The following is an 18,299-nucleotide window of genomic DNA, read 5'->3' on the forward strand; positions in this document are numbered from 1 at the left end:
ACGTTTGCGGGCACCCTCCGCGGCCGGACGGAACGCCGGAAATCCGGTGTGCGTTCTCGGGCGTGCCGGACGGGATCGGGTTTGTCCGCCAGCCACAGGAGGTGCGTATGTCGGCCGGTTCTCCCCTGACCCCACCGGGTGCCGCCGGTCCGGGCGGCATCGATCGCCTCGACGCGATGAGCACGGTGCTGGCCCGCAACTGGTGGTTGATGGCCCTGCGCGGCGCGGTCGCGATCCTGTTCGGGTTGATCGCCTTCGTGGCGCCGGGGGCCTTCGTGCTGTCGCTGGTACTGTTCTTCGCCGCCTACATGCTGGTCGACGGCATCGTCGGAATCGTCGCCTCGGTGCGGGCGGCGCAGCGCCACGAGCGCTGGGGCTTCCTCCTCCTCGAAGGTCTCCTCGACATCGTCGTCGGCGTCGCGGCGGTGCTCGTGCCGGCGGCGGCCGTCTGGGCCTTCGTCTACCTCGTGGCGTTCTGGGCCCTCGTCACCGGCGGCCTGATGGTCGCGGCGGGGTTCCGCCTGCATGCCCATTACGGGCGCTGGTGGCTGGTGCTCGGCGGCGCCGTCTCGATCCTGCTGGGGATCGCGCTGCTGATCGATCCCGGGATGTCGGCGCTGGTCCTGGCCTGGTGGGTCGGCAGCTACACGATGGTCTTCGGGCTCCTGCTGGTGATCCTGGCCTTCCGCCTGCGCGGCCGCCACGCGGAAGCGGGCCGGCCCGGTCCCCTGGGGCGTCCCGGAACGGCGTAGCTTTGCCCGCGGGAGATGGTCTAGAACCGATCGGACACCGCGCGGCGCTCGCCTGCTGAGCGCCGCCCCCCGTGACCATGGCCCGCGATGACCTCCCCCGACCCGGACCGCCCGCGCCCCGAGCGGGTCGACCCGCCCCAGCCGGCCCCCGAGCCACGGACCGCCGGCGGGCCGGATACCGAGGACACGCGCGCCGCGGCGCGGGAAGCCGCGGCGGCGGCCCGCATCCTCGGACGCCAGCTCGGCGTGCTCGCCCTGGGGGCGGCGCCCGGCCCCCCGCGCCGCCATCCCTGGCTGGCCGCCGCCCTGGCGGCCGTCCTGCTGCCGACGCTGTTCCTGGCCGGGCTCGTGCTCTACAGCTTCGCCACCCTGCCGCCGCTGGGCGGCGTGGCGCCGGAGGCGGGCCAGCGGGCGCTCACCGTCGAGGCCGATGACGGCCGGGTCTTCGCGACCCGCGGGGCGTTCCAGGGCCAGAAGCTGACGGCGGCGGAGATGCCGCCCCACCTGGGACAGGCCATCATCGCCATCGAGGACCGGCGCTTCCGCTCGCACTGGGGCATCGACCCGCGCGGCCTCCTGCGCGCCGTCTACCGCAACGCCGTCGGCGGGGGCGTGCGCGAGGGCGGTTCCACCATCACCCAGCAATATGCCCGGCTGATCTCCCTGAACCAGGAGAAGTCCCTGCGCCGCAAGATCCAGGAGGCGTTCCTGGCCCTGCGCGTCGAGGCGACGATGTCGAAGGACGAGATCCTGCTCGGCTACCTCAACACCGCCTATTTCGGCGCCGGGGCCTACGGCGTCGACGCCGCCGCCCGGCGCTATTTCGGGAAGGGCGCGAAGGCCCTGACCCTGCCCGAGGCCGCGATGCTGGCCGGCCTCGTGCGCGCGCCCTCGCAGCTCGCCCCGACCCGGAACTTCGGCGGCGCCAAGGAGCGCGCCGACGTGGTGCTGCAGGCCATGGTCGAGACCGGCGCCATCACCGCGGCCGAGGCCGACAAGGCCCGCGCCCAGACCATCACGCTGCGCACGCCCCCCGAGACCCCGCCGGGCACCAACTACTTCCTCGACATGGTCTCGGCGGAGTCGAAGAAGCTCGCCGACGCGCCCGGCGACGTCACCGTGCGCACCACCCTCAACCTCGACCTGCAGAGCCTCGCCGAGGGGGTCGTCGCCCGCCGCCTCGATGCCGAAGGGGCCAAGAAGAAGGCCGGGCAGGGCGCCATGGTGGTGCTCAACAAGGAGGGCGCGATCCTCGCCATGGTGGGCGGGCGCGACTACGAGGACAGCCAGTTCAACCGCGCCACCCAGGCCAAGCGCCAGCCGGGCTCGCTGTTCAAGCTCTTCGTCTACCTCACGGCCTACGAGAACGGCTTCAACCCCGACACGGTGCTGGTCGACCGGCCGATCCAGATCGGCGACTGGGAGCCGCAGAATTCCACGGGCCGGTTCAAGGGCGCGGTGCCCCTGCGCAGCGCCTTCGCGCAGTCGATCAACACCGTGGCGGCCCAGCTCGCCGACGAGGTCGGCATCCCGGCCGTGATCGCCACCGCCCACCGGATGGGCGTGACCTCGGACCTGCCCAACGTGCCGAGCCTGGCCCTGGGCTCGGCCGAGGTGACGCTCCTGGAGATGACCCGCGCCTATGCGGGGGTGCTGGCCGGGGCCGCCCCGGTGGACGCGCACAGCGTCCACGCCATCCGGGGCGCCCAGCCGCAGCCGCTCTACCTCCGCGCCGAGACGAAGGGCGGCGCCGCGATTCCCACCGAGGCCCGCGCGATGATGCTCGATTCCCTCCAGGCCGTGGTGGATGGCGGCACCGGCAAGGGCGCGCGGGTCGCCGGCCTGCCGGTGGGCGGCAAGACCGGGACGACCCAGGATTATCGCGATGCCTGGTTCATCGGCATGACCCCGGACCTCGTCGTCGGCGTCTGGGTCGGCAACGACGACAATGCCTCCATGAACCGGGTTGGCGGCGGCGATCTTCCGGCGAGCATCTTCCACGACTTCGTCCAGCGGGCGACGGCGCAGCTGGCCAAGGGCCGCAAGCGCCCCTCCGCCGCCCGGGCCGAGCCGGCGCCCGCCCGTGAGGTCGCCACCAACGCCGCGGCCCCCGGCCTGCGCGGCGTGCCGGAGGTGGTCGATACCGGCACCCTGGCCTTCCGGGGCCGCACCGTCCGCCTCCTCGGTGTGGAGGGGGAGGGCGGGGCGCTGGCCCGGCAGCTCGCCCGCTACCTGCGCCGCCGCGAGGTGACCTGCGCGCCGCCGGCCGGTGCCGATGCCGCCGCCGAGCAACTCCGCTGCCAGATCGACGGCGACGACCTCGCCTCCCTGATCCTCACGGCCGGCGGCGCCCGCGCTGCGGAGGACGCGCCGGCCGACCTCCTCGCCGCCGAGGAGCAGGCTCGCTCCGAGCGCGCCGGCATCTGGGGCCGGCGGCGATAGGGGGAGGCTGTGCTCGAGCGGGCCTGAGTTTCGGTCCCGTGGTTGCACCGCGCCGTCGATGACCTATCTCGAGGCTCACTCGCGAACGGATGTGGGTCGCATCTCCCGGGCGGTCCCGTGCGGATCTGCGGGGGGCGGTCGCTTTGATCAGGGAAGACAGGTCGATTCCAGAGGCTGCCGTCCAGATCGTGCCGCACCGGACGGTTCTGATGAAGGACGTTCCAAACGCCTTCGGGACCTACCACGACCTCGTCCGGGCAAGCGGCTCGACCACCTACCGGCTGGGCGACGCGTTCCAATCCGCGGTGACGGCCTACAGCTTTCCCCGCTGCACGCTGTTCGACCGCCAGCTGATCGGGGTCGAGCACCGACGCGACCCCATGCAGATCCGGCGCGACGGTTTCGAGCACTTCCACCTGCAGGTTCTACGGTCGGGCCGCATGGCCGGCGGCCCCTTGGCCGAGGAGCGGAAGCTCGCGCCGGGGGACGCCATCCTGTTCGATGCGACACTGCCGCAACGGACCTTGGTCGAGGATGCCGATTACGTCACCGTGACCCTGCCGCGTGAACTCCTCGATGCCGTGCTCCCCGACGCCCGACGCCTGCACGGGCGGATCCTGCCGCGGGATTCCGGTCCCCTGGGGGCGGCCGTCCTGTCCCTGGCGCGCCAGGCGTCCGGTCTCGGGGCCGATCCGAGCGCCGAGAGCGCGCTCATGATCGCGGATCTTCTGGCAGGATTGGTCGGAACCACCGGGCTGACCGGCCAGGGGCGCGTCGACGAAGGTGAGATGGACCGGTCCCGGCGGCTCCGGGCGGAACTGTTCATCGACGCCAACCTGGGCCGCCAGGACCTCGACGTGGAGGCCGTGGCGCGCGGCATCGGCCTGTCGCGGAGCGCCTTGTATCGGACGTTCCAGAGGTCCGGAGGGATCGAGCGCGAGATCATCCGGCGCCGCGTCGCCCGGCTCAGGTCCGCGCTCCTGACTCCGTATGAGGGCCGTCCGATGAAGGCCCTGGCTTTCGATTTCGGCTTTGCGAGCATGAGTCACTGCTCGCGCGTCTTCAAGGATTTCTACGGTGTCGCGCCGAACCGGCTTCGGGGCGAACTTCGCGGAGCGGCCGGCACGAACGCGCAGGATCTGAGGGTCGATCGCATGGACGCTTGGTACCGGGACCTGAACCTGTCATCGCGCGCTTCGGCCTAGCGGCCGTTCGTCTCGCCGCGGTGGCGCGAGGCCCGGGACCGGCACGGAATGCCTCCGCCGACCCCCTTGACCTTCCCACCATGGGAAGCCCCACATGGGGGACATGGACAAGCGCCCGACCCTCGACGCCACGATCCCCGCACCCGGCCGCCGCCTCGGCTTTCCGGTGGAGGGGCTGTCCTGCGCCGCCTGCGTCGGGCGGGTGGAGCGCGCGCTCCGGGCGCTGCCCGGAGCCTCGGAGGTCTCGGTCAACCTCGCCACCGGGCGGGCCGAGCTGCGCCTTCCGGGACCGGGCGAAGCGGCCGTCGAGGCCGTCGCGCGGGCGGGCTACGGCGTGCCGGAGGCGGTCACCACCCTGGCGATCGACGGATTGTCCTGCGCCTCCTGCGTCGGGCGGGTCGAGCGCGTCCTCGCGGCCGTCCCGGCCGTCACGACGGCCACGGTCAACCTCGCCACCGGCCGGGCCGAAGTGCGTCACCCCGAGGGGCTGGTGGCGCGGGCCGAGCTGGAAGCGGCCGTCGCGAAGGCCGGCTACGCGGTGCAGGCCCCGGCCGAAGCGCCGGCCGCGGCCGGCGAGACCCGCCGGGCGCGGGAGGGCGAGGCCCTGCGGCGCGACCTCGTCGCGGCGGCCGTGCTGTCGGCACCGGTCGTCGTCCTCGACATGGGCGGGCACCTCGTGCCGGCCTTCGCGCACGCGGTCCACGGCGCGCTCGGGGCCTGGGCCGGATGGCTCCAGGCCGGGCTCGCCACCCTGGTGCTCGCCGGACCCGGCGCCCGCTTCTTCCGCCAGGGCCTGCCCGCCCTGGTCCGCGGCCATCCGGACATGAACGCCCTCGTGGCCCTCGGGTCGGGCGCCGCCTACCTCTACTCCCTCGTCTCCATGCTGGCACCGGACCGGCTCCCGCCCGGCACGGCGCATCTCTATTTCGAGGCCGCGACCCTCATCGTCACGCTGATCCTCCTCGGACGGACCCTGGAGGCCCGGGCCAAGGGGCGCACCGGCGAGGCCATCGCGCGCCTGATCGGTCTCGCCCCCGCCACCGCCCGGGTGATCCGCGACGGGGCCGAGACGGAGGTGGCGCAGGCCAGCCTGCAGATCGGGGACGTTGTCCGGGTGCGCCCGGGCGAGCGCATCGCCGCCGACGGCGTCCTGGTCTCCGGGTCGAGCTACGTCGACGAGAGCATGATCACCGGCGAGCCGGTGCCGGTGGCCAAGGCGCCCGGCGACGGGGCGGTGGGCGGCACCCTGAACACCCATGGCAGCTTCGACCTGCGGGTGTCCTCCGTCGGGGGCGACACGGTGCTGGCCCGGATCGTCCGCATGGTCGAGGCGGCGCAGGGCGCCAAGCTGCCGATCCAGGCCCTGGTCGACCGGGTGACGGGCTGGTTCGTGCCCGCCGTCATCGCGGCGGCCTCGGCGACCTTCGCGGGCTGGCTCGCCTTCGGCCCGAGCCCGTCCCTCGGCCTCGCCCTGGTCAACGCCATCGCGGTGCTGATCATCGCCTGTCCCTGCGCCATGGGCCTCGCCACCCCGACCTCGATCATGGTCGGCACCGGCCGCGCGGCCGAGCTCGGCGTGCTGTTCCGCAACGGCGGCGCGCTCCAGCGCCTGCGCGAGGTGCGCGTCGTCGCCCTCGACAAGACCGGCACGCTCACCCTCGGCCGCCCGACCCTGACCGACCTCGTCGCCGCGCCGGGCTTCGCGGCGGACGCGGCCCTGCGCCTCGCCGCGAGCCTCGAATCGCGCTCCGAGCACCCCGTCGCCCGCAGCATCGTGGCGGCGGCCGCGGACAGGGGCCTGGCGCTCGGGGCCGTGACGGGCTTCGAAGCGGAGCCCGGCTACGGCATCGCCGGCACCGTCGACGGCCGCGCCGTCGTCGTCGGCGCGCGCCGCTTCCTCGACCGCCTCGGAATCCCCGCCGGGGCGCTCGACGCCGAGGCGGCCCGCCTCGGCCAGGAGGGCCGCACGCCGCTCTGCATCGCCGTCGACGGGCGCCTCGCCGCCCTGGTCGCGGTGGCGGATCCGGTCAAGCCCGGGGCGGCGGAGGCCGTGGCGGCCCTGCAGGCCCGCGGCCTCGAGGTGGCCATGGTCACCGGCGACGGCCGCGCGGCGGCCGAGGCGGTGGCGCGGAGCCTGGGCATCGCGACCGTGTCCGCCGAGATCCTGCCCGGCGGCAAGGTCGCGGCCGTGCAGGCCCTGCGCGCGCGCCACGGCGCGGTGGCCTTCGTCGGCGACGGCATCAACGACGCCCCCGCCCTCGCCGAGGCGGATGTCGGCCTCGCCATCGGCACCGGGACCGACATCGCGGTGGAGTCGGCCGACGTGGTGCTGATGTCCGGGGCGCTCTCGGGCATCGTCACCGCCCTCCGGCTCTCGCGGGCGGTGATGCGCAACATCCGCCAGAACCTGTTCTGGGCCTTCGCCTACAACGTGGCGCTGATCCCGGTGGCGGCGGGCCTGCTCCACGCCGTCGGCGGGCCGCTGCTCTCGCCGGTGCTCGCGGCCGGCGCCATGGCGCTGTCGAGCGTCTTCGTCCTCGCCAACGCCCTGCGCCTGCGCCGGGCCGGCGGCGCGGCGAGGGCAGCGACATGAGCGCGGGCGCCGTCACCATCGGTGAGGCCGCCCGCGCCACCGGCGTCTCGGCCAAGATGATCCGCTACTACGAGGAGACCGGCCTGCTGGCGCCGGCGGAGCGGACCGCGGGCGGCTATCGGCTCTACACGGCGGCCGACCTGCACGCCCTGCGCTTCGTGCGCCGGGCCCGCGACCTCGGCTTCACCATGGAGGACATCCGGGCGCTGCTCGCCCTCTGGCACGACCGCGCGCGGGCGAGCGCCCAGGTGCGGCGCCTCGCCCTCGACCACGTGGCGGACCTGCGCCGGCGGATCGACGCGCTGGAGGGCATGGCGCGCACCCTGGAGGACCTCGCCGCCCATTGCGGCGGCGATGCCCGGCCCGACTGCCCGATCCTCGACGACCTCGCCGCCGGTCCCCAGGGCGCGCCATCCGGCCAGCAGGGCGCGCCCGGCGCGCCACGCGATCCCGAAGGCGCGCCCGCCGCGACACCGCGGCATGGCGGGCCCGCCGCGACACCGCGGCATGGGGAGCGCGATCCCGAAGCGCCGCCTTCCCGGCGCCGGACGCGTTGACCGCGTCCCTGGCCTCTTGTTTGCTGCGCAGGTGGCGTCGCAACCCCGGCGCGTCCCCTTGAGAGCCGTCGCCTCTCGAAAGTCGCTGTCCATGCCCGTCCTCGACCGGATCGCCGCCTTCGCGGACGAGATCGCCGCCTGGCGCCACGATCTCCACGCGCATCCCGAGCTGCAATACGACGTCCACCGCACCGCCGGCTTCGTCGCCGACAAGCTGCGGGCCTTCGGCTGCGACACGGTCGCCACCGGCATCGGCCGCACCGGCGTCGTCGGCGTGATCCGGGGCCGCGCCCACGGCTCGAACCGGGCCATCGGCCTGCGGGCCGACATGGACGCCCTGCCGATCCACGAGGCGCGCGACCTGCCCTACCGCTCGACGGTGCCGGGAAAGATGCATGCCTGCGGGCATGACGGGCACACGGCGATGCTGCTGGGGGCCGCGAAGTATCTCGCCGAGACCCGCGACTTCGACGGCACGGCGGTGCTGATCTTCCAGCCGGCCGAGGAGGGCGGCGGCGGCGGCGAGGCCATGGTCCGCGACGGGCTGATGGAGCGCTTCGGCGTCGAGACCGTCTACGGCATGCACAACATCCCGGGCCAGGCCCTGGGGACCTTCGCCATCCGGCCCGGCCCGATCATGGCCTCCACCGACCGCTTCACCATCACCATCGAGGGCCGGGGCGGGCACGCCGCCCAGCCGCACAACGCCGTCGACAGCGTGCTGGTGGCGAGCCACGTGATCACGGCGCTGCAATCGGTGGTGTCGCGCAACGTCGATCCCCTGGAGAGCGCGGTGGTCTCGGTCTGCGCCCTGGAGGCGGGGGAGGCCTTCAACGTGCTGCCGCAATGCGTGGTCCTGCGGGGCACCATGCGGGCGCTCTCGAAGCCGATGCGGCGCCTAATCCAGGACCGGATCACCGAGATCGTCACCCATGTCCCGCGGGGCTTCGGCGCCACGGGCGCCATCGACTTCAACAGCGGCTACCCCGTCACCGAGAACCATCCGGCGGAGACGGACTTCATCGCCGGCGTGGCGGCGGAGCTCGTCGGCGAGGCAGGCATCGACCGGGCCGTGGCGCCCCTGATGGCGGCCGAGGATTTCTCCTACATGCTCGCCCATCGCCCCGGCGCCTACATCTTCCTCGGCAACGGCGACAGCGCCGGCCTGCACCACCCCGACTACGACTTCAACGACGCCGCGGCCCCCTACGGGGCGTCGCTCTGGGCACGGGTGATCGAGACCGGGTTGCCGATCCGCGACTAGGCCCGCCCGCGGCTCACGGGCAGGCCGCACCGCCGGGCAGGACCACCGGTGCGCCGGTCACCGAGCGGACCGGCCAGGTCGTGGTCTGGGACAGGGTCAGGTTGGACAGGGCCGGGAACAGGTTGAACACCGGCACGTAGCGCACGGTCATCTCCGCCATCATGTAGCGCGCGTTGATCGCGGCCTCCGAGGGCGGCGGGTCGCCGAGGATCGAATTGACCGCGCGCCGCGTCGCCTTGTCGGCGGTGCTGGAGCAGACCCGCGCCTGGTAGGCCTTGTTGGAGAGCTGGTAGACGCCCGCCGCCGTCAGGACGATGCCGGACCCGCTCGCATCCGTCGGGTACATCATCGCCCGGCCCGCCGCGTAGATGTCGTCGACGCTGGTGAGGCTGCCCCGCGAGATCAGGTCGGCCATGGCGCGGGTCGCGCGGACGAGGCGCTGCTTCGTTGCGTAGGCGCGCGGCAGCTCGATCGTGCTCATGAAGACGACGATCATGATCGGCGCCACGAGCGCGAATTCCACCGCGCTGACGCCGCGGCGGTCCCGCGCGAAGGCGCGCAGGGGCCGGCGCAACCTCAGCATGTCCCCGCCGGATAGGGCTCCGCCCGGAACACCGTGGTCGCGGTGATCATCTGCTCGCTCGCCGAGATCGGCGCCGCCGCGAGCCCCGTGAAGCCGAAGAAGCGGGGGATCACCACCGCGGCGCGGATGGTGACGATGTCGCTGCCCTGCGGGCAGGCGAAGCGCGTGCCGAAGGTCGGCGAGGCCGTGCCGGTCTTCGGGTCGTAGGGCGCAGCGGCGGAGTTCGCGCTGAAGGTCGCGGCGGTGGTCATCTCGACCTTCAGCTTCGTGCAGTCGAACAGCACCGGGCCGTTGCACATCTCGGCCACCAGCCGGGCGGCCGGCGGCTTGGTGCCGGCCCCGTCCTAGTACACGCCGGTGAAGACCGCCCGGCCGCCCCGGTCGAGGGCGTCGTCGAGGAGCTGCTGGGCCAGGATCAGCAGGGCCGCCTCGATGATCGCGCCGAGGAGCAGCATGAAGGGCACCGCCACGAGGCCGAACTCCACCGCCGCGACCCCGCGCGCGTCCCGCCCCAGCCGCCGCAGCGTCGCGAGCCGGCGCAGCGTCGCGAAGCAATGTTCCGCGCCCGGCCTCATCGAGCGATCCGCAATTCGCTGATCTGGGCGGCGATGGCCTTGAAGGCGTCGGTCAGGTCGGAGGCATTCTGGACGTCGTAGAACTTGTCGCTGCCTGAGGCGCAGTTCTTCAGGATGTCGCTGGTGCCCTCGGAGACCTCGACGCGGACGGTGAAGATCGCGATGCCCGCGCTCTTCATGTTGGTGCAGAGCGTCGCGAGCCGGCCATCGATCGCGTTGCGCCGCGCCGTGGAATCGTCCGAGGTCGTGCCGATCCGGTTCTGCCAGATGTAGCCGATGCCCGAGTAATACGAGGTGTTCGAGCTGTAGGAGCGGGTCGCCGACTGGTTCTGTCCATCGGTCATCAGCACCACGAACTTGCGGGTGGTCCTGTCGGTGTAGGCCGCCCCTTCCGCGAAGGGACCGCTGGGCGAGAGGACGTGCCAGCCCCAGACCAGCCCGATCGGGATGTTGGTGTCGCCCCGGACCGTCATCGCGTCGACCGCGGTGTTGAGGCTGGACTGGGACGTCGTCAGGCGGGTGATCGGCTGCAGCTCGCAGCCGGAATTCGGACCGTAGAGATAGTTGTCGCTATCCTTGTCGATCCGGCCCGTCCGCTGGATCCCGCCGGTCCGGTACTTGGACACCTGCCCCTGACGGTTACGCAGGGTGCCCGAGCTCACGCCGTCCGCCATGTAGCTGTTCCACATCGGCGTCCGGGACGATTCCGTATCGGCCTCGTCCGGAGCGAAGTAGGGCACGAACAGCGTGTCGGGGGTGCTCGCGCTCGGCGGCGTCTCCTGCACGTCGTAGGGCATCGGCCGGCCCTCGACGCAGCCGCCCCAGGCGACGCCCATCTGCTGGAACAGGGTCAGCCGGTTCGCCGCCGAGACGAAGATCTGCGAATGGACCGAGGACCGGGCGTCCTTGTCGATCCAGGCCGCGCCCGCGTTGCCCGGGCCGACATTCACCGTCATCGAGAACGGGACGATGCCGATCCGCAGGGCGTTCGGCTTCGCCGGATCGACCTCCTTGAACAGGGTCGAGACGAGGTCCTTGGCCGCGGCCTTGAGGTTCGTGAGCTTCGCGCCCTCCATCGAGCCCGTGTTGTCGAGGACGAGGGCGATCTCCAGATTGCCCGAGGCGCGGCGCCCGGTGCTGCTCACCGAGATGGGGATGCCGGTGAGCCCGACCAGCCGGGTCAGGCTCGTCGGCGAGGTGCCGGTGGCCGTGACGGTGATGTCGTCCCCGTTGCGCCGCACCCGGACCAGGAGGTCGTCGATGGGGGTCTTCTTCAGGGCGGCCCGCACCTGCGCATCGGCCTTGCTCGCCAGCTCCGCGTCGGTCGATGTCGTCGGCAGCTTGGCGAGAGAGAGAACCGTGGCGTCGGTGACGTCCTGCGCCGCCTGACGGTTCATCGACTTCACGCCGAAGTCGATCACGGTGCCGGCGAACATCAGGAGCGGGATCGAGGCGAGAGCGAAGATCAACGCGATGGCACCGTTTCGGTCATCGCGGAAGCGTCGGAAGATGTTGCAGCGCGAACGAGTCGTGGGCTGAAGCATGCCACGACCTGTGGCGTCGAAAATTTACAAAACGCTTAAGATGAGCTCTCAGAAGATGCCGGATCCAGCCTGAGTAACAACCGAAGCGGATCCGAGATCTTCCGCTTCGGTTGCTTGGCCGTATCGAGGCTTTTGGACTCCAAATCCCAGAGCCGCCGATTCATGACCTAAGACACATGGGGAAATCAGGCCGGGCGGTTGGCCGTTCCGCCGAGGTGGAAAACCCGGTGCGGCACCAGTTCGCCGCGCTCGACGTCGCCCACCGCCACCAGGATGCCGCCGCAGGTGGCGAAGGCCTTGCCCTCCACCGGGGCGTCGCGCCCGCGCAGGATCACCGGCTGGCCGCGCATCAGGCGCAGGGCCATGTCCCGGGACACCGGCACCGACGGCACCGCGTCGAGGGCGGTCTCGACCGGATGGAGATGGCCGGCATTGCCGTCCGGCCCGGCTTCCTCGAGGGCGGCGACCTGGCAGGAATCGGCCTCAGTGAAGGGGCCGACACGGGTGCGGCGCAGGGCCGAGACGTGGCCGTAGCAGCCGAGCAGGCGGCCGAGGTCGCGGGCGATGGCCCGGACATAGGTGCCCTTGCCGCAGGCGGCCTCGATCACGGTGCGCTCGGGGCTGTGCTCGACCACTGCCAGATGGTCGATCTGCACCGGGCGGGCCACCAGCACGACCTCCTCGCCGTCGCGGGCGAGGTCGTAGGCGCGCTCGCCCGCGATCTTGATCGCCGAGTAGCGCGGCGGCACCTGCTCGATGGCGCCGATGAAGGTCGGCAGCGCCGCCTCCACGGCCTCCCGGGTCGGGCGCGCCTCGCTGGTGGCCACCGGCCGGCCCTCGGCGTCGTCGGTGTCGGTCTCGATGCCCCAGGTCACCGTGAAGACGTAGGCCTTGCGCCCGTCCATCACGAAGGGGACCGTCTTGGTCGCCTCGCCGAGCGCGATCGGCAGGATGCCGGAGGCCAGCGGGTCGAGGGTGCCGGCATGGCCCGCCTTCTTGGCGTTGAAGGCGCGCTTCACCACCGCGACCGCGTGGGTCGAGGTCATGCCGACGCCCTTGTCGAGGATCACCCAGCCGTTGACGTCGCGGCGCTTCGGCCGGTCCGGGCGCGGCGCGCCCCGCGGCGGACGACGGCCCTCGGCGGCCATGGGCCGGTCCGCCGGGTTCGGCGGCGCTGAGCCCTCGGTGCGCTCGACGGTCGGTTCGTTGATCATGGGGGTCCTCGGTCGATGATCATAGGGGCAGGGCGGCACGCCTGCGCCGTCCTCCGTCCCGTTCGGGGTACGCTGTTCGATGTCTCCGCCGCCTCGGGCCGGAGAGTCTGCACCGCTTCCGCGCGGTGGGCGTCAGGCCGCGTCGGGGTCCGACGCGCCGTCCTCTTTCTCCACGGCCGGTGATTCGAGATCACGGCGCACCTTATCAGTCCGCAGCAGGGCGTCGATCCGGTCGGCCTCGTCGAAGGTCTCGTCGCGCAGGAAGCGCAGGTCGGGCGCGTATTTCAGGTTCACCCGGCGGGCGACCTCCTGGCGCAGCGCCTTCTTGTTGCGCGCCAAGGCCGCGAGGACCGGCGCCTCGTCGAGGCCGCCGAGGGGCATGATGTAGGCGGTGGCGAGCTTCAGGTCCGGCGACATCCGCACCTCCGGCACCGTGATGACGTGCGCGCTCAGCACCGCGTCCTGGATGTCACCGCGCTGGAGAACCTCGGCGATGGCGTGGCGGATCAGCTCGGCGACGCGCTGCTGGCGCTGCGAAGGTCCGGTGGAGGTCTGTTTCTGGGCCATGAAGAATTCTGTTCGTCTTGTCGGCGAAGCGGTTCGGCACCCGCGCGCCGGAGCCGCGGACGAGACGTCGCTGAGTTGGAACATCGAGGGTCCGCCGCACGCAAGACGCCGGGCCGGCGGGAACGAAGCGGACGTCGAAGGCGACCCTCTTAGCGCAGATCGTCCGCCGGGACATAGGCCTGTCGTGCAGGTTTCCGCGTCGGGGTGCCTGCGCGCGCGCCGTGGCGGGCCGGGTCGCGCGGAATCCCGACCGGCTCATCCCGACCGGCTCATGCCGAACCCGTTGGGTCCCTCCCGGTCCGGCTGATCCGGGCGTCGCTCGGCCGTCGCGAGCGCAGGCCGGCTCAGTCCGCCAAGGTCAGCATGGGGGTGAAGGACGCCATGTCCTCGAAGCTGCAGAGGATGGGAGGTCCGATGCGGAATTCCGGCACCGCGTCCGCGAATCGCGCCAGCCAGGCGCCGGACAGCCGGGCGACCTCGGAGGTTTCGTCCGACGTGAGCCGGTCGAGCAGGTAACCGAGGGTGATGTGGAAGCGATAGGCGTCGCGATGGGGCGGCTGGATCTCCAGGCGGTCGCACAACCGCGCGCGAAGGTCGCGCAGGCGCGCGGCCTCTCCCGCATCCGCCGGTGACAGAGGCACGCTGAAATCCGTCACGGGGCCGCCCGTCGCGGGATGCGCCGGGCGCATGCGGAACCGGCCCCCGCCCGTATGAAATCCGGTCAGGCGGTCGCGACACCAGGCATTCGCCTGCGCGAGCGGCGCGTCGGCTTCCAGCGAGGCCGGCCAGTATGGCGGACGCCGGTGATGCGCGTCGAGGCCGGCGAGCAGCGTCATGTGGAGGCTCGGCTCCAGCAGAAGGGCGAATGCCCGCATCACCGGTTCGGCCCGCGCCGCGTCCCGGAGGGTGGCCAGGGCCTGCCGGAGTCCAGGCTCGGTTCGCGCGAAGCAGATGATCGTGTTGCCGGGCCAGGGCCGGACCCGACCGTCCGAATCGAACTTCGTTCCGATGGCCGGCGGGCGCCCGCGTGCTTCGCCGCGGCCCGGCAGCGCGGTTACCAGTGCCGCGCCGGCGCCGATGGCGAGCGCCCGTCTGCGGGAGGGCGGAGCCTGCGGCATCGCCGGGATCCCTTGTCGGTCCGGTGTCCGCACAGGACCGAAACGAGAGCGGGGCCGCGACCTCGTCGCGACCCCGCTGGTATTCCGAACCGAATCACCCGCTCAGAGCGTCCGGCGGATCTCCTCGACCCGGTAGCACTCGATGGTGTCGCCGGCCCGCATGTCCTGGAAGTTCTCGAAGGACATGCCGCACTCGTAGCCTGCGGTGACTTCCTTCGCGTCGTCCTTCAGGCGCTTCAGCTGGGCGAGCTTGCCCTCGTGGATGACCACGCTGTCGCGAATCAGGCGGACATGGGCACCACGCTGGACCACACCGTCGGTGATGCGGCAGCCGGCGATCTTGCCGACCTTCGACACGTCGAAGATCTGCAGGATCTGGGCTTCGCCGAGACGCTCCTCGCGCAGCGTCGGCGGAAGCATGCCCGACAGGGTCGACTTAATGTCATCCACGAGGTCGTAGATGATGTTGTAGTAGCGGATCTCGACACCGTTCCGCTCGGCCGACTCGCGCGCTTCCTTGTGGGCCCGCACGTTGAATCCGATGACGACGGCCTTCGAGGCCTCCGCCAGGGTGATGTCGGACTCGGTGATGCCGCCGACGCCCGCGAGCAGGATGCGCGCCGACACCTCGTCGTTGCCGAGCTTCTCCAGCGCGCCGTTGATGGCCTCGACCGAACCCTGCACGTCGCCCTTGACGACGAGAGCCAGTTCCTTGCGGCCGGCGCCCTCCTTGAGGTCGCGCATCATGTCCACGAGCGAGCGGTTCGCGCCACCGGTGCGGGCGGCGATGCGCTCGCGCTTCTGACGGGCACGATACTCCGTGACCTCGCGGGCACGGGCCTCGTTCGGAACGACCACGACGCGGTCGCCCGCATCCGGGGTGCCGTTGAAGCCGAGCACCTCCACCGGGACCGACGGCCCGGCGTAGGGCACGTTCTCGCCCTTGTCGTCGATGAGGGCGCGCACGCGGCCCCACTCGGCGCCGGCGACCACGATGTCGCCGGTGAACAGGGTGCCGCGCTGGACCAGGACCGTGGCCACCGGGCCGCGACCGCGGTCGAGCTTGGCCTCGATGACCGTGCCCTCGCCGTCGCGCGTCTCGTTGGCGCGCAGGTTCATGATCTCGGCCTGGAGCTGCAAGCCGTCGAGCAGTTCCTCGAGACCGTCACCCGTCTTGGCCGAAACCTCGAACTCGAGGGTCTCGCCGCCCATCGACTCGACCTGGATGTCGTGCTGCAGAAGCTCGGTGCGGACCCGCTGGGGGTTCGCCTCGGGCTTGTCGATCTTGTTGATCGCCAGGATCAGCGGCACGCCGGCGGCCTTGGCGTGGGAGATCGCCTCGACCGTCTGGGGCATGACGCCGTCATCGGCCGCCACCACGAGCACGACGATATCCGTCACCTTGGCACCGCGGGCGCGCATGGAGGTGAAGGCCGCGTGGCCGGGAGTGTCGATGAAGGTGACCATGTCGCCGCTGGGCGCCGCGACCTGGTAGGCGCCGATGTGCTGCGTGATGCCGCCGGCCTCGCCGGAGACCACGGTGGTCTTGCGGATCGCGTCGAGGAGCGAGGTCTTGCCGTGGTCGACGTGGCCCATGATCGTGACGACCGGGGGACGCGGATCGAGATCCTCCTCCAGTTCCGGCTCATCGCTGAACAAGCCTTCCTCGACGTCCGACTCCGCGACGCGGCGCACGGTGTGGCCGAGTTCCTCGGCGATGAGCTGAGCCGAATCCGAATCGATCACGTCGGTGATCTTGTGGATCTGGCCCTGCTTCATCAGCAGACGGATGACGTCCACCGCCCGCTCCGACATGCGGTTGGCGAGCTCCTGGATCGTGATCGTCTCCGGGATCGTGACCTCGCGGGAGAGCTTCTCCTTCTGCTCCACCTGCCGGTTGCCGCTCATGCGCTGCTGGCGGCGGCGGAACGAGGCGACGGAGCGCGTGCGCTCGTCTTCGCCCGAGGTGGCGGTGGCGATCGTGAGACGGCCGCGGTTTCGGTCGCCGCCCGGCTGCTTCGGGGTCTTGGGCGGCGTGATGATCTTGAGCGGCATGCCGGGACGGCGGATGACGCGCTTCTGCTCGCTCTCCTCCTCGGCAGCCTGCGGCCGGCCGGCGGTGCGGGCCGGCGCGGCGCCGCTTGCCGGACGCGCGGCGGTGGCCGCGGTCGGTGCGGTGGGCTCCGGCTCCGGCGCCGGAGCGGGACGAGCCATGAAGTTCAGGTCGCGCGGTTTGCGCACATCGGCCGTGATGGTCTTGCGCGGCTCAGCCGTGGCGGGCCGTGCCGTCAGCGGCGGACGCGCAGCCGGACGGGCCGGCGCCGCGGGAGCGGCAGGCCGGGCCGGTGCGACAGCCGGAACGGGGCGCTCCGCGGCGGGCTCGGCGGCGACGGGGGGCGCCGAGCGGACGATGGTCGGGGCCGCCGGCATCGGGGCGGTCTTCGACACGGTCGGAGCGGCAACCGGTGCTGCCTCGGCCTTCGCCGCATCCTGCGCGGCGGCCTCGGCTGCGCGGCGCGCCTCCTCGGCGGTGCGGCGCTCCTCTTCCTCCTGGCGGCGGCGGGCTTCTTCCTCGCGTTTCTTCGCCTCGGCGGCCTCGCGCTCGCGCTGCTCGGCGGCCAGGCGCTCGCGCTCGGCGGCGGCTTCCGCCTCGGCACGCTTCTGCGCCTCGGCCTCACGGCGCTTGGCGTCGGCGAGGGCGGCCGCGCGGGCGTTGCTCTCCTGCTCGCTCAAGGTGCGCAGCACGACGCCGTTGGCGGACCGCTGGGCCTGCCGCGGCGCGGCCGGCGGCGGGGGAGCCACCCGCGTCGCAGGGGCAACCGGCGTCGTCTCCCGCGCGGGGGCGGCCGGAGCCGCGCCGATGACACGGCGCTTCACCGTCTCGACCACGACCTGCTTGGAGCGGCCATGGGAGAAGCTCTGACGCACCGTTCCCTGCTCGATCGGACGCTTCAAGGACAGCGGCTTCGAAGGGGGTCTCGCCTGCGTCTTGTCGCCCGGATTGTTCGTATCGCTCATTCAGTCCAAACCCTGAGGGTTTCCATCGTCCCGTGAACCGGCAAACTGCTGTGCGCCGGGTAGATCCGTCACTTCAATCGTCGTGCAGATCGGAAACGGCCTGCCCATTGCGGGCGGAGCCGGCCTCCTCGGCCGTCGTCGCCAAACCTTCGAAGGAGCGGAGCCGACGCCAACGCGCAAGGCAGCCGGAAGCTCCGACTCCTGCGACGAGAGCCGCATGTATCACATGATCCCGACCCAAGGCCATGTCCAATTCTTCGTTGGACAGGTCATCGATGACGGGTATGCACGATATGGCACTGCCATGCCGCCGGTGCAATGCCGCGACGATCTTGCGCCGACCGTCCGCGCTGCCATCGGAGGCCTGGATCACCGCCGCCACGCCCGCCTTGTCGCCGATGGCGGACTCGACCTTGGCAAAGCCGGCCACGACGCAGCCGGCCTTGTTGGCCAGCGACAGCGACTGGCGCAGGTCTGCTCGAAGGCCCTCCGCGATCCTGTCGGCGAGGTCGATCGCGACCGTGTCCTTGGTCTTGAAGGCTCGCTGGAAGGCGCGCCGCTTCACCGCCGCGTCGACCACGGCGCGGGTCGGCGTGAGCCAAGCACCGCGGCCGGGCAAGCGGGCCCGCAGGTCGGGCACCACGGTGCCGTCGGGCCCGAGAACGAAGCGGATCAGGGCCGCCGGCGGTTGAGACACCCGGGTGACGAGGCATGTGCGCATTGCATTGGCGCGACCCCGCCCCAGCCCCGCATCGAGCAGCGTGCTCGGATCGGGCTCGACGGCGTCGTCGGTCACATCTGCGGTCTCGCCCGTCATGCGGCGTCGAATGCTCTCTTCAACAGGAACACGTCCCCGCGATCCATGGC

15 protein-coding genes are annotated in these 18,299 nt (G+C 72.0%); 6 read left to right on the forward strand and 9 right to left on the reverse strand.

Features of this window, described 5'->3' with window-relative positions:
* Positions 1-107: 107 nt before the first annotated feature.
* The 6 genes from AC0IWM_RS05330 (at position 108) to AC0IWM_RS05355 (ending at position 8,813) form a co-directional block, all read left to right on the forward strand.
* Positions 108-752: an HdeD family acid-resistance protein gene (locus AC0IWM_RS05330; RefSeq protein WP_471753397.1), complete on the forward strand. Its 645-nt coding sequence runs from the start codon at positions 108-110 to the stop codon at positions 750-752.
* An 87-nt stretch (positions 753-839) separates the two neighbouring features.
* A complete protein-coding gene (locus AC0IWM_RS05335) occupies positions 840-3,194 on the forward strand; it encodes a PBP1A family penicillin-binding protein (protein WP_471753398.1) in 2,355 nt (784 codons plus the stop codon).
* A 209-nt stretch (positions 3,195-3,403) separates the two neighbouring features.
* Entirely contained in the window at positions 3,404-4,399 is a 996-nt protein-coding gene (locus AC0IWM_RS05340) for a helix-turn-helix domain-containing protein (RefSeq protein ID WP_471753399.1), read from the forward strand.
* 103 nt (positions 4,400-4,502) lie between these two features.
* The gene (locus AC0IWM_RS05345; protein ID WP_471753520.1) at positions 4,503-6,992 is read left to right on the forward strand and encodes a heavy metal translocating P-type ATPase; all 2,490 of its coding nucleotides are present in this window, start codon (positions 4,503-4,505) and stop codon (positions 6,990-6,992) included.
* Positions 6,989-7,549 (forward strand): Cu(I)-responsive transcriptional regulator, encoded by a 561-nt coding sequence (gene cueR, locus AC0IWM_RS05350; protein ID WP_471753400.1) that lies wholly within the window; start codon positions 6,989-6,991, stop codon positions 7,547-7,549. The genes AC0IWM_RS05345 and cueR overlap by 4 nt, the downstream gene beginning before the upstream one ends.
* A gap of 91 nt (positions 7,550-7,640) precedes the next feature.
* Complete coding sequence (locus AC0IWM_RS05355; protein WP_471753401.1) at positions 7,641-8,813, forward strand: M20 aminoacylase family protein; 1,173 nt, start codon at positions 7,641-7,643, stop codon at positions 8,811-8,813.
* Positions 8,814-8,826: 13 nt separating this feature from the next.
* On the opposite strand, the gene AC0IWM_RS05360 is transcribed toward AC0IWM_RS05355, so the two are convergent.
* From AC0IWM_RS05360 to AC0IWM_RS05400, 9 genes are all read right to left on the reverse strand, one after another.
* Positions 8,827-9,396 carry a TadE/TadG family type IV pilus assembly protein gene (locus tag AC0IWM_RS05360; RefSeq protein WP_471753402.1) on the reverse strand — a complete coding sequence of 190 codons (570 nt, stop codon included), beginning with the start codon at positions 9,394-9,396 and terminating at the stop codon, positions 8,827-8,829.
* Entirely contained in the window at positions 9,390-9,695 is a 306-nt protein-coding gene (locus AC0IWM_RS05365) for a hypothetical protein (RefSeq protein WP_471753403.1), read from the reverse strand. The genes AC0IWM_RS05360 and AC0IWM_RS05365 overlap by 7 nt, the downstream gene beginning before the upstream one ends.
* A 45-nt stretch (positions 9,696-9,740) precedes the next feature.
* Positions 9,741-9,971 (reverse strand): TadE/TadG family type IV pilus assembly protein, encoded by a 231-nt coding sequence (locus AC0IWM_RS05370; RefSeq protein ID WP_471753404.1) that lies wholly within the window; start codon positions 9,969-9,971, stop codon positions 9,741-9,743.
* A complete protein-coding gene (locus AC0IWM_RS05375; RefSeq protein WP_471753405.1) occupies positions 9,968-11,440 on the reverse strand; it encodes a pilus assembly protein TadG-related protein in 1,473 nt (490 codons plus the stop codon). Before AC0IWM_RS05375 ends, AC0IWM_RS05370 begins: the two co-directional genes overlap by 4 nt.
* Positions 11,441-11,700: 260 nt before the next feature.
* Positions 11,701-12,729: a tRNA pseudouridine(55) synthase TruB gene (gene truB, locus AC0IWM_RS05380; protein ID WP_471753406.1), complete on the reverse strand. Its 1,029-nt coding sequence runs from the start codon at positions 12,727-12,729 to the stop codon at positions 11,701-11,703.
* A gap of 132 nt (positions 12,730-12,861) precedes the next feature.
* Complete coding sequence (rbfA, locus tag AC0IWM_RS05385) at positions 12,862-13,296, reverse strand: 30S ribosome-binding factor RbfA (protein ID WP_471753407.1); 435 nt, start codon at positions 13,294-13,296, stop codon at positions 12,862-12,864.
* A gap of 344 nt (positions 13,297-13,640) precedes the next feature.
* On the reverse strand, positions 13,641-14,414 hold the full coding sequence (locus tag AC0IWM_RS05390; RefSeq protein ID WP_471753409.1) for a DUF1868 domain-containing protein: 774 nt from the start codon (positions 14,412-14,414) through the stop codon (positions 13,641-13,643).
* Between the two features lie 102 nt (positions 14,415-14,516).
* Positions 14,517-17,432: a translation initiation factor IF-2 gene (gene infB / locus AC0IWM_RS05395; protein WP_471753410.1), complete on the reverse strand. Its 2,916-nt coding sequence runs from the start codon at positions 17,430-17,432 to the stop codon at positions 14,517-14,519.
* Between the two features lie 73 nt (positions 17,433-17,505).
* A complete protein-coding gene (locus tag AC0IWM_RS05400) occupies positions 17,506-18,249 on the reverse strand; it encodes an RNA-binding protein (protein ID WP_471753411.1) in 744 nt (247 codons plus the stop codon).
* Between the last annotated feature and the right edge of the window lie 50 nt (positions 18,250-18,299).

The organism is Methylobacterium sp. AC433 (assembly GCF_979253015.1).